General features: G+C 73.1%; 15 protein-coding genes. 5 read left to right on the top strand and 10 right to left on the bottom strand.

Annotation, left to right across the window (positions count from 1 at the left end):
• Positions 1 to 178: 178 nt before the first annotated feature.
• The 3 genes from ABZ497_RS35450 to ABZ497_RS35460 form a co-directional block, all read right to left on the bottom strand.
• On the bottom strand, positions 179 to 985 hold the full coding sequence (locus tag ABZ497_RS35450; RefSeq protein ID WP_329489901.1) for a DUF3710 domain-containing protein: 807 nt from the start codon (positions 983 to 985) through the stop codon (positions 179 to 181).
• A 69-nt stretch (positions 986 to 1054) separates the two neighbouring features.
• On the bottom strand, positions 1055 to 1522 hold the full coding sequence (dut, locus tag ABZ497_RS35455; RefSeq protein ID WP_359811920.1) for a dUTP diphosphatase: 468 nt from the start codon (positions 1520 to 1522) through the stop codon (positions 1055 to 1057).
• Positions 1519 to 2097, bottom strand: coding sequence for a PaaI family thioesterase (locus tag ABZ497_RS35460; RefSeq protein ID WP_359811942.1), 579 nt, complete (start codon positions 2095 to 2097; stop codon positions 1519 to 1521). Before ABZ497_RS35460 ends, dut begins: the two co-directional genes overlap by 4 nt.
• Before the next feature lie 135 nt (positions 2098 to 2232).
• On the opposite strand from ABZ497_RS35460, the gene ABZ497_RS35465 reads away from it, so the two are divergent.
• A complete protein-coding gene (locus tag ABZ497_RS35465) occupies positions 2233 to 2682 on the top strand; it encodes a DUF3093 domain-containing protein (protein WP_359811923.1) in 450 nt (149 codons plus the stop codon).
• Positions 2683 to 2958: 276 nt separating this feature from the next.
• Here the strand turns inward: ABZ497_RS35465 and ABZ497_RS35470 are convergent, their stop codons facing one another.
• The 4 genes from ABZ497_RS35470 to ABZ497_RS35485 form a co-directional block, all read right to left on the bottom strand.
• Positions 2959 to 3258: a DUF4193 domain-containing protein gene (locus tag ABZ497_RS35470; protein ID WP_073924890.1), complete on the bottom strand. Its 300-nt coding sequence runs from the start codon at positions 3256 to 3258 to the stop codon at positions 2959 to 2961.
• Positions 3259 to 3761: 503 nt separating this feature from the next.
• A complete protein-coding gene (locus ABZ497_RS35475) occupies positions 3762 to 4745 on the bottom strand; it encodes an acyl-ACP desaturase (protein WP_329489898.1) in 984 nt (327 codons plus the stop codon).
• A gap of 255 nt (positions 4746 to 5000) precedes the next feature.
• On the bottom strand, positions 5001 to 6158 hold the full coding sequence (locus ABZ497_RS35480; RefSeq protein WP_329492273.1) for a HAMP domain-containing sensor histidine kinase: 1158 nt from the start codon (positions 6156 to 6158) through the stop codon (positions 5001 to 5003).
• A 231-nt stretch (positions 6159 to 6389) separates the two neighbouring features.
• Positions 6390 to 7043: a response regulator transcription factor gene (locus ABZ497_RS35485; RefSeq protein ID WP_329489897.1), complete on the bottom strand. Its 654-nt coding sequence runs from the start codon at positions 7041 to 7043 to the stop codon at positions 6390 to 6392.
• 466 nt (positions 7044 to 7509) lie between these two features.
• Here ABZ497_RS35485 and ABZ497_RS35490 point away from each other — a divergent pair, with 466 nt between their 5' ends.
• Entirely contained in the window at positions 7510 to 7695 is a 186-nt protein-coding gene (locus tag ABZ497_RS35490; RefSeq protein ID WP_352294190.1) for a hypothetical protein, read from the top strand.
• Positions 7696 to 7864: 169 nt separating this feature from the next.
• On the opposite strand, the gene ABZ497_RS35495 is transcribed toward ABZ497_RS35490, so the two are convergent.
• Together ABZ497_RS35495 and ABZ497_RS35500 are read right to left on the bottom strand one after the other, a co-directional pair.
• A complete protein-coding gene (locus tag ABZ497_RS35495; RefSeq protein ID WP_359811928.1) occupies positions 7865 to 8689 on the bottom strand; it encodes an inositol monophosphatase family protein in 825 nt (274 codons plus the stop codon).
• Between the two features lie 20 nt (positions 8690 to 8709).
• The gene (locus ABZ497_RS35500) at positions 8710 to 9852 is read right to left on the bottom strand and encodes a ferrochelatase (protein WP_359811931.1); all 1143 of its coding nucleotides are present in this window, start codon (positions 9850 to 9852) and stop codon (positions 8710 to 8712) included.
• 127 nt (positions 9853 to 9979) lie between these two features.
• On the opposite strand from ABZ497_RS35500, the gene ABZ497_RS35505 reads away from it, so the two are divergent.
• Together ABZ497_RS35505 and ABZ497_RS35510 are read left to right on the top strand one after the other, a co-directional pair.
• The gene (locus ABZ497_RS35505) at positions 9980 to 11236 is read left to right on the top strand and encodes an MFS transporter (protein ID WP_359811933.1); all 1257 of its coding nucleotides are present in this window, start codon (positions 9980 to 9982) and stop codon (positions 11234 to 11236) included.
• 115 nt (positions 11237 to 11351) lie between these two features.
• On the top strand, positions 11352 to 12674 hold the full coding sequence (locus ABZ497_RS35510; protein WP_359811936.1) for a D-arabinono-1,4-lactone oxidase: 1323 nt from the start codon (positions 11352 to 11354) through the stop codon (positions 12672 to 12674).
• Positions 12675 to 12680: 6 nt separating this feature from the next.
• On the opposite strand, the gene ABZ497_RS35515 is transcribed toward ABZ497_RS35510, so the two are convergent.
• Positions 12681 to 13559, bottom strand: a complete 879-nt coding sequence (locus tag ABZ497_RS35515; RefSeq protein ID WP_359811939.1) for a hypothetical protein — start codon at positions 13557 to 13559, stop codon at positions 12681 to 12683.
• 516 nt (positions 13560 to 14075) lie between these two features.
• Between ABZ497_RS35515 and sepH the strand changes: the two genes are divergently transcribed.
• On the top strand, positions 14076 to 15155 hold the full coding sequence (gene sepH, locus ABZ497_RS35520) for a septation protein SepH (RefSeq protein ID WP_352294203.1): 1080 nt from the start codon (positions 14076 to 14078) through the stop codon (positions 15153 to 15155).
• Positions 15156 to 15261: the final 106 nt, after the last annotated feature.

Here is a 15261-nt window from a genome sequence, read left to right on the forward strand (position 1 = left end):
GTTTTCCGCTCCGTTTTCCGGAGTTTCATTCATCGGATTCGCATTCCGTCGCCCCTCTCGGTGCGACTCCGGAACTGTACGGGGACCGGCCCGCCCCATGCAAATCGCCCCCGTCCGGGCATCCGGGCGGGGGCGATCGAAGAGCGGTCGGCCGGCTCGGCGCCGGCTCAACGCCTGCTCAGCGGACCTCGGTGATCTCCGGGCCGCGGGCGAACGGGTCGAGCGCGGCGCCGCCGAAGCGGTTGCTGTCGCTCTCTCCGGCAGCGGCGGCTGCCCCGCCACCGTCGGCCACCATCTGCGCGTCCTCGGGAAGCTTCAGCACGATCGGGTCGCGCGGCGCCATCGGGGTCTCGCCACGGACGACGACGGTCTGCTGGAAGACCTGCTCCAGGATCCCGGCCATCTCCGGCTGCACCGCGGCCTGGCCCGAGATCACACCGCGCAGGAACCAGCGCGGCCCGTCGCAGCCGACGAAGCGCACCAGCTGGACACCCTGCGTGCCGTCCGGCAGCTGCACGGGGACCTGGGCCCGGAGGTGCCAGCCGAGCGGGCCCTCCTCCTCCTCGATGAGGCCGCCCTGCGAGGTGATGCCGTTGGCGATCTCCTCACGGACCTCGCCCCAGATGCCCTCGGACTTGGGAGCCGCGAAGGCCTGGAGCTGGATGGCGCTGTTGCCGAGGACCAGCGTCGCGGCCACGATCGCGTCCCCGGCCACCTCGACGCGCAGTTCCATGCCCTCGACACCGGGGACCAGCAGGCCTCCGAGGTCGACCCGGCCTTCCTCCGGCTGCTCCAGCTCGGAGTGGTCCCACGGACCGTCCGGACGCGGAGCCGGCGGCAGGCCGACCCGCTCCGCCGGGTCCAGTTCGGTCACGTTCTCGCTCTCGGCGGAACCTTCGACGTCATCGGCCGGCTCGTCGGCGCTGATGGCGTCGTCGGCGAGCTGCTCGACAGCGTCCTCGCTCTTCTGGCGACGACGGAACACGGTCACTGTCCTTCCCGGTCCAAGACCGATGCGAATACCTGCTCGGCTTCCTGCGAGGCCGCGGGCAGCCTAGACCGCGGCGTGGCCGCCGGTCGACCCGAACCCGCCCTCGGCTCGTGCCGACCCGGGCAGTTCGGCCACCTCGTGGAAGCGGGCCTTCTCGACCTGCTGGATCACCAGCTGGGCGATCCGGTCCCCTCGGCGGAAGCTGACGGCTTCGCGCGGGTCCAAGTTGACGACGATCACCTTGATCTCTCCACGGTACCCGGCATCGACCGTCCCTGGGGCGTTCACCAGAGCAACTCCGCAACGAGCTGCGAGCCCGGAGCGCGGGTGGACGAACGCCGCGTAGCCGTCCGGCAGCGCGATGGCGATGCCGGTGGGCAGGACGATCCGCTCACCGGGGGCCAGTTCGGCGTCGACGGCGGTCCGCAGATCGGCGCCCGCGTCACCGGGCTGCGCGTACGCGGGCGGCGGCAGCTCGGTGTCGATTCGCCTGATCAGGACGTCTACCGGCGGACGGGGGGTGCTGCTCAAGGGTTCACCTCAAAGGCTCGGGCGCGCTTCATCAGATCAGGGTCGTCGAGGACCTTCTCGATGTCCTCGGGACGACCGTGCTTGGTGAAGTGTTCCAGCTTCACCTGGATGAAGAGTGCCTGGGCGCGGAGCGCGACCGGGCCGTCGGGCCCGCCGATCCGCGCCTCGCCGGCGCTGTAGATCTTCCGGCCGTGCACGCCGGTGATCCAGGCGCGCAGGTGCAGCACGGAGTCGACCGGCACCGGGCAGACGAAGTCGGTCTCCAGCCGGCCGGTGACGGCCGGGGCGTGCAGCAGCCAGTTCAGCGTGCCGAGCGTCTCGTCCATCGCGGTGGTCAGCAGCCCGCCGTGGGCCAGGCCGGGGCCGCCCTGGTGGGCGGAGCGGACGGCGAACTCGGCGGTGACGTCGAGGCCCTGGCCCGCCACCGCGTCGATCCGCAGCCCGCCCGGGTGCTCCGGGCCGCAGCCGAAGCAGTGCTCGTAGTGCGAGCCGAGCCGGGTGCCCGGGGCCGGGGCCTCGGGGGCGCGCGGCGGCAGGACGGCGCCCGGCGGGGGCGTGGTGGGCGAGAGCGGCAGGGGCGGCGCCGGCCGCTCGGACGGGGAGGCTGGGGCTACGGAACCGGTCACGGTTCCCAACCCTACCGACCGGTAGCCGGTCCGGGCCCGGGGGTGCCGTCCGCCGCCGGCCGTAACGGCGACCACAATGGGGGCATGTACGACGAACGCCTCACCGTGCCGCGCTCCTGGTGGTTGCTCCCGGTCGCGATCGGGCTCACGCTCGCATTGATCCTGCTGCGTCTCAGCGCGGTGGGCGCGCTGGTCGGGCTGGTGGTCGGGATCGCCGCCGGCGCCGCCGCGATCAGCAGCTACGGCTCCGCCCGGATCCGGGTGGTGCAGGGTTCCCTGGTGGCCGGCCAGGCCCGGATCCCGGTCGACGCGCTCGGCGCCGCGCAGCCGCTCAGCCCCGCCGAGGCGATGGCCTGGCGCGGCCCGAAGTCGGACCCGCGCGCTTTCATGCTGCTGCGCAGCTACGTCCCGACCGCCCTGCGCGTCGAGGTCAGCGACCCGGCCGACCCGACCCCGTACCTCTACCTGTCGACGCGCTCGCCGATGAAGCTGGCCGAGGCACTGGACGAGGCCCGGCGCGGCGCCCGCGCCTGACCCGGCTCCGTTCTCCGGGGTGGATCCGGCCCGGAGAACGGAGAGGGACGGTTCCGCGATGCGGGACCGTCCCAGATGTCTCCGTACTGCACGAGCTGCTGCCACGCCGCGCAGTGCGCGGTACCGCGCCGGTACGAATCGGCGCGGTACTGCCGGTACGCCCGCCTCGACGGCCGTCGCCGGTACTGCCTTCCGGCCCCGCTGCCCGGGGCCGGAAGGGGCGGTGTGCCGGTCTCGCGAGGTTCCGCGAGCCCGGGCCCATGGCCGCCCTGATACTCAGGCGCCGCAGTCCCGGCAGATCGGGTTGCCGTTCTTCTCGCTGTACAGCTGGCTGCGGTGGTGGACCAGGAAGCAGCTCATGCAGGTGAACTCGTCGGCCTGGCGCGGCAGCACCCGGACCGAGAGCTCCTCGTTCGAGAGGTCCGCGCCGGGGAGCTCAAGGCCCTCCGCCGCTTCGAACTCGTCGACGTCGACCGAGCTGGTGCTCTTCTCGTTCCGCCGGGCCTTGAGTTCCTCGATGCTGTCCTCGTTGAGGTCGTCATCGGTCTTGCGTGGGGTGTCGTAGTCAGTTGCCATGTTTTCGCTCTCCCCCTCCGGGTTGTGCGGTGTGTGCGGTATCTCCAGCGCACGTAACGCATGGGGGGCCGGTCTTGTGCCCGACCCGAGGCGGAGATTTTGCCTTACTTCAAGCCCTGTTACTCAATCGACACTCAGCCAGGGGTCCGTTGGAGTGATCCGATCGGGCGCGGGAGGCCTCACGCTGGGCCATCACCGACCGGCGGCCGGGCCCGCCCACCGGACACGCTCAGTCATCAGAGGCCTTGCGAGCACTCGATCGTTCCCTTGCCCACCAGGGCTCTCGGCCGATCCGCCCGGACCGCATCGACCCCGAACCCGGTCACGGAACGCAACCGGAGTGGTCTCGACCATGATCACGCTCCGAGACCGGCCCACCCCGTGGAGCGACACGGTGTGACCTTGCTCACGTTCCGAATCTTCCGGGGCAAACCACGGAAAATCCACCCAACAGGAACGGCCGGGTCCACGGCCCGGCGCGTCCTGCGGTTCGTGTCCGGCTGCTACTGGGCGGCCTTGCGGGCGGCCCGGCGGGCCAGCAGGGCGGCCTGCCGCTCGTCGAACTTGGTCGCCTGCGCGTCCAGCCCCCCGAGGAAGACGCCGAGCTCGTCCTGGGCCCGCAGACCGACCGGACCCAGGCCGCCGACCTCCATCACCTTGAGGTGGCGCAGCACCGGCTGCAGCACGTCGTCGTGGTGGATGCGCAGGTTGTAGACGCCACCGATGGCGATCTGGGCGGCGGCCCGCTCGAAGCCGGGGATGCCGTGGCCGGGCATCCGGAAGTCGGTGACCACGTCGGCGATCGCGCGCATGGCCTGGTCGGGGGCGATCTCCAGGGCGGCCTTCAGCAGGTTGCGGTAGAAGACCATGTGCAGGTTCTCGTCGTTGGCGATCTTCGCGAGCAGCTGGTCGCAGAGCGGGTCGCCGGCGGAGTGGCCGGTGTTGCGGTGCGAGATCCGGGTGGCCAGCTCCTGGAAGGCCACGTAGGCGACCGAGTGCAGCATGCTGTGCGAGTTGTCGGACTCGAAGCCCTCCGACATGTGGCTCATCCGGGCCCGCTCGAGCTCGTTCGGGTCCACGGCCCGGGTGGCGAGCAGGTAGTCGCGGATGGCTATGCCGTGCCGGCCCTCCTCGGCCGTCCAGCGGTGCACCCAGGTGCCCCAGGCGCCCTCGCGGCCGAACATGGTGGCGATCTCGTGGTGGTAGCTGGGGAGGTTGTCCTCGGTCAGCAGGTTGACCACCAGCGCCACCCGGCCGAGCGGGGTCACCTGCGACTGCTCCAGCGACCAGGGCTCCCCGCCCAGCACACCGTCGAAGTCGCGGCCCTGGCTCCACGGGACGAACTCGTGGGGCATCCAGTCCTTGGCGACCTTCAGGTGGCGGTTGAGCTCGGTCTCCACCACCTCTTCGAGGGCCATGATCAGCCGCGCATCGGTCCAGGCGCTGGAACCGGTCGGGGCGGTGCGCTGCACGGGGGCGATGGTCACGTGTGTTGCTCCAGGGGGACGGGCACGCGCGGGACGGGCGCGTTGGGCGGGCACGTCGGGGACACCGAAGTCGGGACGCACTTACGGTTGCGTAGGTTACGACACCGTAAGTTGCTCGGACCGGAAATGACAAGCCGCCCCCGCCAGGCCTTATGTCGTCTTGACGGGCCTGGCGGGGGCGGCGGGATCGGTCAGCGCACGGAGCGCGGGCGGGACGGGCGGCGCAGCGGGGGCGAGACGGGCCTGTGGGGGCCCTCAGGCCGCCGGGATCCGGACCCGCATGGTCAGGCCGCCGCCGGAGCGCGGGGTGGCCTCGATGGTGCCTCCGTGCGCCCGGACCACCGAGCGGACGATGGACAGGCCGAGTCCGACACCCTTGTCGCTGCGGGTGCGGTCGGCGCCCTTGACCCGGCGGAACGGCTCGAAGATGTGCTCCAGCTCGTAGCCGGGGACCACCGGGCCGGTGTTGGACACCACCAGCTCGCCGCCGCCGGGCACCTCGGCGGTGGCGATCTCGACCCAGCCGTCGGCGGAGTTGTAGCGCACGGCGTTCTGCAGCAGGTTGAGCGCGATCCGCTCCAGCAGCACGCCGTTGCCGGAGACCACGGCCGGGTTCAGGGTGGCGCGCAGCTCGACCTCGCGCCGGTCGGCCTCGGCGCGGGTCTGCACCAGGGCGCGGGTGGCGACCTCGGAGAGCTCCACCGGCCGGCGGTCGGTGAGCTCGTTGTCGCTGCGGGCGAGCAGCAGCAGGCCCTCCACCAGTTGCTCGCTGCGCTCGTTGGTGGCCAGCAGGGTCTTGCCGAGCTGCTGCAGGTCGGCCGAGGCGGCCGGGTCGGAGAGCTGGACCTCCAGCAGGGTCCGGTTGATCGCCAGCGGGGTGCGCAGCTCGTGCGAGGCGTTGGCGACGAAGCGGCGCTGGGAGTCGAAGGAGCGGTCCAGCCGGTCGAGCATGTCGTCGAAGGTGTCGGCGAGCTCCTTGAGCTCGTCGTCCGGCCCGTCGAGCTCGATCCGCCGGTGCAGGTCGGACGAGGCCACCTCGCGCGCGGTGCGGGTGATCCGCCCGAGCGGGCGCAGCACCCGGCCGGCCATCGCGTAGCCGGCGGCGAAGGCGATCACGGCGAGGCAGACCAGCACCGTGAGGGCCTTGCGCAGCAGCGTGTTGAGGGCCGCGTTGGAGGCGACCTCGTGCCGGCTGGCGAGGTACTGGTTGAACTGCTCGCTGCTCATCGGCACGCCGTTGACGGTGATGTCCTTGCCGAACAGGAAGGGCGGCGGCTGGACGTCGTGCAGGGCCTGCCGGACGAAGAAGTACATCAGCAGCAGCAGGACGACGCCGGCCATCAGGAACATGCCGCCGTAGAGCAGGGTGAGGCGGATCCGGATGGTCGGGCGGAACGGCAGCCAGGCGAGCATCCCGTCGCCGGGCACGTAGGTGTCGCGCGACGCGTGGTGGAGCAGGGGCGCCCGCGGGGCGTGCGCGGGCTTCGGCGGCACGGGCCCGGGCGGTACGGCGCGCGGGCCGCCGGCGGGCGCGCCGGAGGGCCCGCCGGCCGGGGGCGGGGTGGTCATGATCGTCCTCTCGGGGCGTCCGCCGGGGCGGTCGCGTGGTGGGGGTGGGGCCCGCGGGTGTCCGGCCGGAGCCGGTCAGATCCGGTAGCCGGAGCCCGGCACGGTGACGATCACCGGCGGGTCGCCGAGCTTGCGGCGCAGCGTCATCACGGTGACGCGCACGACGTTGGTGAACGGGTCGGTGTGCTCGTCCCAGGCCTTCTCCAGGAGCTGCTCGGCGGAGACCACGGCGCCGCCGGCCCGCATCAGCACCTCCAGGACGGCGAACTCCTTGGGAGCGAGCTGGACGGGCCGCCCGTCGCGGATCACCTCGCGGCGGCCGGGGTCGACGGAGATGCCGGCGCGCTCCAGCACCGGCGGCAGCGGGACGGTCGCGCGGCGGCCCAGCGCCCTTACGCGGGCGACGAGTTCACTGAAGGCGAAGGGCTTGGGGAGGTAGTCGTCCGCACCGATCTCCAGACCCTCGACCCGGTCGCTGATGTCGCCGGAGGCGGTCAGCATGATCACCCGGGTGGCCAGGCCCTGGTCGACCACGCTGCGGCAGACGTCGTCGCCGTGGACCAGTGGCAGGTCCCGGTCGAGCACCACCACGTCGTAGTCGTTGACCGCGATGCGCTGGAGCGCGGCCTCCCCGTCGTACACCACGTCGACGGCCATCGCCTCGCGGCGCAAGCCGGTGGCGACGGCCTCGGCGAGCAGCTGCTCGTCCTCGACGACGAGAACCCGCACGGTCGTTGTCCCTTCTCCAGGCCGGCCCCGGAAGCGGACGCGCGGCTCCGACGGTCCCTCCATCCTGCCTGGTCGTGCGGTAAAGCAGCGATAAGCTGCCCCGGAGGCAGGAGCGCCCGGGGGGCGCGACCGCCGCCGCGACGACGGCCTCCGTCCCGGTTCGTGCCGGGAACACTCCGCTTGGACTGTGACACGGGCAACTTTCTCGCCCGGGGAGGTTTCCCCGACCAGGGGCTGGGGAGGACAGCTGCACACCCGCGATCCGGCTGACGGCCGATCGCACCCACCCGCCGTGCGTTCATCCGCGCCGGCCCTGGGGCTGGGGCGTCACCGGGAGCAGCCGAGGGGCCGTCTCCGCGCCCGACCGGAGATCACGACCTACCGGATCGGACGCTTCCGCTGGCTACCACGATCCTGGGGCGGGGGACGCACGAACGTGCACGTCCGACACAGTAAGGGGGCCCGTATGGACGCCTTCACCGCCGGAATCCTGCAGCGCATAGCCAGCGCCGAGCAGGACCTGCACCGCGCGATCGAGGCCGGGGACGAGTTCCTCGCCGAGGTGGAGCAGTCCGAGCTGGACGACCTCCGCCGACTCGCCGCCGAACACGGCGTCGACACGGTGCTGGAGCGCCACCGCAGCGCTGCCTGACCGACCTGCCGACCCGACGCCGGACTCCCGGCACCAGCGGCCCTGTGGGGGCCGTGCGAAACCTCAGGCCCTGGCATTCCCCGTATGCCAGGGCTCTTCGCTGCCCGGACACCGGCCGGGGGGCCGGGTTCCGCACCACCGCGGAACCCGGCCCCCCGGCCGGGGCGGGTCAGTCGGCCCAGGCGCGCAGCCGCGCCAGCCGCTCCTGGAGCGGCTCGTAGACCCCGGGCGCGGCCGCGACGGTCAGCTCGCCGTCCGGCCCCTCGCCGGGGCGGCCGCCGACCAGGGCGCCGGCCTCGGTGGCGATCAGACAGCCGGCCGCGCGGTCCCAGGGGGCCAGTCCGCGCTCGTAGTAGCCGTCCAGGCGCCCGGCCGCGACGTCGCACAGGTCCACGGCGGCGGCGCCGCCGCGCCGGATGTCACGGACTTCCGGCATCAGCGCGAGCAGCACCTCGGCCTGCCGGACGCGCACCGCCTGCACGTAGTTGAAGCCGGTGCCGATCAGCGCCTGCCCCCACGGCGGGGCCGGGCGGGCCGACACCGGCCGGCCGTCCAGCCGGGCGCCCCGGCCCAGCACCGCCTCGAAGAGCTCCCCGCGCGCGGGGGCGTAGACCACGCCGACGACCGCCCGGCCGTCCAGCTCGGCGGCCACGCTGACGGCCCAGGAGGGCAGCCCGTAGAGGTAGTTGACGGTGCCGTCGAGCGGGTCGACGACCCACCGGACCCCGCTGGTGCCGGGCCGCTCGGACCCCTCCTCTCCGAGGTAGCCGTCGTCCGGGCGGCGGGCGGCGATCAGCTCCACGAGGAGCTTCTCGGAGGCGAGGTCCATCTCGGTCACCACGTCGACCGGGCTGCTCTTGGTGCCCGCGACCCCCAGGTCGGCGGGCCGGCTGTCGCGCAGCAGGGCGCCGGCCCGGCGGGCGGCGTCCAGGGCGACGTCGAGCAGTTCGTCCAGCAGGGCGGCGGGCGGGGCGGCGGGTCCGGGGCTGGGCACGGGGTCTCCTCGGTGCGGGGTCAGCGCTCGGCGGCGGCCGGGCGGGGGGCGCGCGGGTTCGGGCAGCAGGCCACCGCGCACACGTCGTGGCTGGGGCCGAGCGCGCCGAGGGCGCAGCGGGTCACGGGCGCGCCGCGTTCGGTGGCGGCCCGCTCCAGGACCAGTTCCCGCACGGCGGCGGTGAACCGGGGGTCGGCACCGACGGTGGCCGCCCGGGCGACCGGCAGGCCGAGCTCGGCGGCCTTCGCCACCGCCTCGGTGTCCAGGTCGTACTTGACCTCCATGTGGTCGGAGACGAAGCCGATCGGGACCATCACGACGGCGGGCGCGCCCTGCGCGTGCTGCGCCTCCAGGTGGTCGCAGATGTCGGGCTCCAGCCACGGGGTCTGCGGGGCGCCGCTGCGGCTCTGGAAGACCAGCTCCCAGGGGCGGTCGGCGACCCCGGTCCGCTCGGCGACGGCCGCCGCGATCAGCCCGGCGACGTCCAGGTGCTGGGCGACGTACGCGCCGCCCGGCCGGCCCCGGGCCGGGTCGTCCGGTGCGCCGGAGGTCTGCGCCATGGTGTCGGGGACGGAGTGCGTGGTGAACGCCAGCCGGGCACCGGTCCGCACCGCCTCGGGCAGCCGCGCCAGCGCGGCCAGCGTGGCGTCGATCATCGGCTCGACGAAGCCGGGGTGGTTGTAGAAGTGCCGGAGCTTGTCGACCCGGAGTCCGGACAGCCCCTCCTCGGCGAGCCGGGCCAGCGCGTCGGCGAGGTTCTCCCGGTACTGGCGGCAGCCGGAGTAGCCGGCGTAGGCGCTGGTGGCGAGGACGGCGACACGGCGGTGCCCGTCGGCGGCGAGCTCGCGGAGGGTGTCGGTCAGGTAGGGCGCCCAGTTGCGGTTGCCCCAGTAGACCGGGAGGTCCAGCCCGTGCTCGGCGAAGTCCTTGCGCAGCGCGGCGAGCAGCTCGCGGTTCTGCTCGTTGATCGGGCTCACGCCGCCGAACATGAAGTAGTGCTTGCCCACCTCCTTGAGCCGCTCCTTGGGGATGCCGCGTCCCCTGGTGACGTTCTCCAGGAAGGGGACGACGTCCTCGGGGGCCTCGGGCCCGCCGAAGGAGAGCAGTAGCAGGGCGTCGTAGGGAGCGGCCCCGGTGGGTGAGGGATTGCGCACGTCGGACATGGGACCGATCCTGCCATTGAGGGGCCGGACCGCGACGCCGGGATCGCACCGGTGTCCGGAAAATACGGTTTGCCAAGGTACGTAAGCTGTGTAGTCCAGCCTCGTTCCTTACTCCTGCGGAGCTCCCGTGCTGTCCAGCTACCGCCAGATATTCGCCGCCCCCGGCACTCTGGCCTTTTCCACCACCGGCTTCGTCTCCCGGCTCCCGATCTCGATGACCGGCATCGGCATCGTGACCATGCTCTCCCAGCTGAGAGGCTCCTACGGGGTGGCGGGCCTGGTCTCGGCGACGCTGGCGGTGTCCGCGGCCGTGCTCGGGCCGCAGGTCTCCCGGCTGGTGGACCGCCACGGACAGCGCCGGATCGTCCTGCCGGCCACCGCGGTCACCGTGTTGGCCGCCGTCGGCCTGCTGCTCTGCGCCCGGTTGGAGGCACCGGACTGGACGCTGTTCCTCTTCGCCGCGGGGATGGGCGTGATGCCGAGCACCGGCGCGATGGTCCGCGCCCGCTGGGCCCACCTCTACCGGGACGAGGCGCCCAAGCTGCACACCGCGTACTCCTTCGAGGCCGTGGTCGACGAGATCTGTTTCATCGTCGGCCCGATCCTCTCGATCGGCCTGGCCACCGCCGTCTTCCCGGAGGCCGGGGTCCTGCTCGCCGGGCTCTTCCTCATGGTCGGCGTGGTGCTGTTCGCCGGGCAGCGCTCCACCGAGCCCCCGGTCCACCCGGCCGCCCGGCACGCCGGCAGCTCGGTGATCCGCAACCGCGGCCTCCAGGTGCTGATCCTGACCTTCGTCGCGACCGGGGCGATCTTCGGCTCGGTCGAGGTCGTCACCGTCGCCTTCTCCGAGGCCCAGGGCCACAAGTCCGTCGCCAGCGTGATCCTGGCCCTGTGGGCGTTCGGCTCCTGCCTGGCCGGCGTGGTGTTCGGCACCCTACGGCTCAAGGGCTCGATGGCCGCCCGGTTCTTCGGCGGCGTCCTGTTCATGGCCGTCAGCATGGTGCCGCTGCTGCTGGCCGCCGAGTCCGTGCGGGGCGTGGGCGGACTGATCGCGGTCGGCGCCGCCCTGCTGGTCGCCGGCATCGCCATCTCCCCCACCCTGATCACCGCGATGGCCCTGGTCGAACGGCTCGTCCCGGCCTCCCAGCTCACCGAGGGCATGACCTGGACCACCACCGGGCTCGCCCTCGGCGTCGCCCTCGGCTCCTCGGCCGGCGGCTGGGTGGTGGACGCCTCCGGCGCCGCCGCCGGATACTGGGTGCCGGTGACCGCCGGGGTGTTCGGGGTACTGACCGCCCTGGTCGGCCTGCGGCGCCTCGGAACGGGCCTGGCCGCCGCCGCGGCCGGGCAGCCGGCCGCCGAGACCGTAGACCTCGAACGGTGAACTGACTACTCTCCTGCCTACTCGCGGGTCCTACCCGCGGGTAGGGACACCCGGGGCGGCCCCCACCGCCCGGGAGCGCGCCGACACCGTTCGGCCACGGAGCAGGAGGCACCGCATGCCCCAGGCCAGTACCGCACCCCGCACCCGCTGGACCAACTGGGCCGGGAACCAGAGCGCGCACCCCGCCAAGGTGGTCACGCCCGGCACGGCGGAGGAACTGGCCAAGGAGATCACCCGGGCCGCGGACCAGGGGCAGGGCGTCAAGGCGGTCGGCTCCGGCCACTCCTTCACCGCGATCGCCTCGGCCGAGGGCGGCGTCCTGGTCCGCCCCCACGCGATGACCGCCGTCCGCGCCATCGACCGCGAGGCCGGGACCGTCACCGTCGAGGCCGGCCTGCCGCTCGCCCGGCTCAACCGCGTGCTGGCCGCGGCCGGGCTCTCGCTCACCAACATGGGTGACATCGAGGTGCAGACGGTGGCCGGCGCGACCAGCACCGGCACCCACGGCACCGGCCGGGACTCCGGCTCGCTCGCCGCCCAGATCCGCGCCCTGGAGATCGTCCTCGCCGACGGCAGCGTCCGGCACTGCTCGCCCACCGAGGACCCGCGCCTCTTCCACGGCGCCCGGCTCGGCCTCGGCGCCCTCGGCGTGATCACCGCGGTGACCCTCGCCGTCGAACCGGCCTTCCTGCTCACGGCCCACGAGCAGCCGATGCGCTTCGACGAGGTGCTCGACCGGCTCGACGACCTCACCGCGGTGAACGAGCACTTCGAGTTCTACTGGTTCCCGCACACCGACCGCTGCTCCACCAAGCGCAACAACCGCAGCCAGGGTCCGGCCGCCCCGCTGCCCCGCTTCAAGAGCTGGCTGGAGGACGACTTCCTCTCCAACACGGTCTGGGAGGGCGCCTGCCGGGTCGGCCGGCGCTTCCCCCGCAGCGTCCCGACCATCGCCTCGCTGGCCAGCCGTGCCTGGTCGGACCGCAGCTACACCGACACCGCCCACAAGGTGTTCACCAGCCCGCGCAAGGTCCGCTTCACCGAGATGGAGTACGCGGTGCCGCGCGAGGAGCTGGCCGGGGTGCTGCGCGAGCTCAAGGCCATGATCGAGCGCTCCGACTGGCGGATCAGCTTCCCCGTCGAGGTCCGGTTCGCCCCCGCCGACGACCTCTGGCTCTCCACCGCGAGCGGCCGGGACACCGCCTACATCGCCGTCCACCTCTACCGGGGCACCGCTGAGCAGGGCTACTTCACCGAGGTGGAGAAGCTGATGACCGCCCACCGGGGCCGGCCGCACTGGGGCAAGCTGCACACCCGCGACGCCGGCTACCTCGCCGAGGTCTACCCGCACTTCGCCGACTTCACCGCGCTGCGCGACGAGGTCGACCCGCGGCGGGTCTTCGGCAACGACTACCTGCGGCGGGTCCTGGGCGCCTGACCGCCCTCAGCCGGCGGCCGGCCCGGTCGGCGCGCCGCTCGGGGCGGGCGGGGCCGGGGTCGCCGACCCGGCCGGCTTCGACGCGCTCCCGGTCGGCGCGGACGACCCGCCGGACGGACCTCCGGACGGACTGGCGGACGGACTGGCGGACGGACCGGTGGAGGGCGACCCGGACGGCGTCCCGCTCGGACCCGCCGAGGGCGGGGCCGTACCGCCGCTCCCCGCACTCGGGCTGCCGCCAGGGGCCGCCGGCTCCGAGGCCGCACCACCACTCCCGGCCGACGGCGAGGGCGAAGCACCGCCGGTGCCCCGCGACGGCCCGCCCGACGGCCCGCCCGAGTGATCGCCCGCCGGCGGGTCGGCCGGCTTGGGGGCGACCGTGCCGCCCAGTGAGGTGCCGCTGCCCGACTCCCCCTTCACCGTCGCCGAGACCGGCTGCCCGGTCGCCAGCTCGAAGGCGAGTATCGGCATCATCGCCAGCACGAAGACCAACGCGGACACCGCCCCGTACGACTTCCAGGTCCAGCGCCGGCGCGCCCGCACCACCCGGGGTTCGTTCCACGCCGGGGAGATCACCGGCGCCCGCGTGTCGGAATCCGGCACCTGGCGCAGCCCGTTCACCACCGGCCCCGGGCCGGTGCGGTCCACCGCCCCGCGCAGTTGCTCACCGGTGCGCCGGAAGAGGTGCTGGAACACCGCACCACCGGTGGTCGCGCCGACGCTGACCACGGCCGCGCCCAGAATGGTTCCGTAGACGCCGAGTTCGGAGGCGAGCAGGGCGCCCACCACGGTGGCCAGCGCACTCGCCGCGACCTGAGCCACACTCAGGTCAATTCGCCCGCGACCTTCCTTGCCGCCCTCCTCGGCGGGCTTCTGCTCCGACATCGACATCCCTCGGTCAGTACGACTGGTCTTCGAACAAGTCACTCCATCTTGCCCAAAGAAGGACACAAGGGTCGAAAATGCGGTTCTGTGCGGGGGATATATGTGAAGATGATCACCGTGCATCGGTCGGCCGTCGGCCATTGGGGGTGCGCGCTCTTGAGATTCCCGTGAATCGCGGGAGACTTGAGCGGCGAGCCGCCCCTTTGGATGCCACGAATGGAGTACTGTTCGTAAAGCCTGAGCCTTGGGTCGACTTGTCGACTGCCTATCAACCGGCAGATTGACGAAGAGCCACGGAACAGGCACGCACGGCGACGCCCGTCCCGGATCGTCGCGTCACTGCGCGTGCGAGGACGGCCGGGACACCCAGGCGCGACGTCGACGGATGACGTGGCAAAAAGGCAACCGTGCCACAGCGGTGTGACCGGGCGTAAGCCCGACACGCCGGGGAACTCAGCAAGGTTGTGGCCAGTCGCGAGCGGGCAGGCCACACTCAGTACGGGAGCAGCGACGCAGGTGACGTCGGCAGGCACCACCCGGGAGGTAACCGTGCCCGAACTGCGGGTTGTGGCCGTCAGCAACGACGGCACACGGCTGGTGCTCAAGGCCGCCGACAGCACGGAGTACACCCTCCCCATCGACGAGCGGCTGCGCGCCGCCATCCGTGGTGACCGTCCACGCCTCGGCCAGATCGAGATCGAGGTCGAGAGCCACCTCCGCCCCAGGGACATCCAGGCGCGGATACGAGCCGGTGCCTCCGCCGAGGAGGTCGCGCAGGCGGCCGGCATCTCCGTGGACCGGGTCCGCCGCTTCGAAGGGCCGGTGCTCGCGGAGCGCGCCTTCATGGCCGAGCGGGCCCGCAAGACCGCGATCCGCCGCCACGGCGAGTCCTCCGGCCCCCAGTTGGGCGAGGCCGTCGCCGAGCGGCTCGCGCTGCGCGGCGCCGAGAAGGACACCGAGCGCTGGGACTCCTGGCGGCGCGACGACGGCACGTGGGAGGTCATCCTCTACTACCGGGCCGACGGCGAGGGCCGCAGCGCGTCCTGGACGTACGACCCGCCGCGGCGCCTGGTCCAGCCGAACGACGACGAGGCCCGCGCGCTGATCGGCGAGAACGTCGAGCGCGAGGAGGAGTCGGTCTTCCCGTTCATCCCGCGGATCGCCCGGCTCCCCCAGGAGCGGCCGCCCCGCCCGATGATCGACCGGCCCTCGGCCGACCGGATCATGTCCTCCCGCGAGGTGCGGGAGTCCCGGGAGGCCACCGCCGAGTCCCGTGACTCGCTGACCAGCCTGCTCGACGTGGTCCCCGCCTTCCGGGGCGACCTCGCGGTCGGCCCCGCCCCGATCGAACCGGTGCCGCCCGTCGAGGTCGCCGAGGAGACCGAGGAGCCCGCCGCCGCGGCCGCACCCGCGGTCGGTGCGGGCTCGGCGTACGCCGACATCCTGATGCCGCGTGCGGTCGCCCCGCACCGGGAGCGGCTGGTGGGCACCACGGACCGGCAGGCCGAGGCGGACGGTGTCCGGCCCGGGCGCCGGGCCACCGTGCCGAGCTGGGACGAGATCGTCTTCGGCAGCCGGCGCAAGAAGCAGGAGTAGGCAGACGTGGAACGAGCCCGCCACCCTGCGCGCCCCCGAGGCGGGCCTGCTCTGGGCCGGCGACCTCCAGGCCGGTCACGGCGCCGCCGACCAGGCCGGGCCCGTC

It is taken from the genome of Kitasatospora sp. NPDC005751, assembly GCF_040630835.1.
Classification (GTDB): domain Bacteria; phylum Actinomycetota; class Actinomycetes; order Streptomycetales; family Streptomycetaceae; genus Kitasatospora.